Annotated in this window: 1 protein-coding gene; it reads left to right on the top strand. The window is 68.9% G+C overall.

Annotation, left to right across the window (positions count from 1 at the left end):
* On the top strand, window positions 1-650 hold a 650-nt coding region (locus tag DXXMK7_RS00095; protein WP_038917316.1), incomplete at both ends, for an RHS domain-containing protein.

The raw sequence follows: 650 nt of genomic DNA on the forward strand, positions 1-650 counted from the left end.
GGTGCAGTCGTCGGCGGGTTACGATGCGGCCGGCCGGGTGACGCAGCGCGGCGGTCATCAGTATCAGTACGATGCGTGCGGTCGTCTGGCGGTCAGACGGGAAAGCCGTCCCGGTTTCCGGGCGCAGGAAACGCGGTTTGAGTGGGACGCGCAGGACCGTCTGGTGCGGGTGAGTTTGCCGGACGGGGCGCGATGGCGGTATCGTTACGACGCGTTCGGACGACGGGTAAGCAAGGTGCGCGAGGGCCAGGTGCCGTCGGCGCAGGCGGTAGCGCGGGTGGCGTACCGGTGGGACGGCGACCAGCTGTCGGGGCAGACGCAGTACCGGGTGGACGGCAGCGTGGCGCGTGCGGTGCAGTGGGTGTACGAGCCGGGGAGCTTCCGGCCGCTGGCGCAGGTGGAGGAGCAGGAGGGGGAAACCCGGCTGCACTATATCGTGACGGACCTGACGGGGACGGCGCGTGAGCTGTGCAGCGAAACGGGCGACGTGCACTGGCGCGGCGAGCAGGGGCTGTGGGGGGCGTACCGGGAAGACAAGCGACCCATACCGCTGCGGCGTTATCTGGGCGACGCGGCCAACGAGGAAGTGTACTGCGAGCTGCGCTATCAGGGTCAGGTCTACGACGCGGAGACGGGGCTGTATTACAACC

This window comes from Dickeya sp. MK7 (assembly GCF_000406305.1).
Taxonomy (GTDB): domain Bacteria; phylum Pseudomonadota; class Gammaproteobacteria; order Enterobacterales; family Enterobacteriaceae; genus Dickeya; species Dickeya fangzhongdai.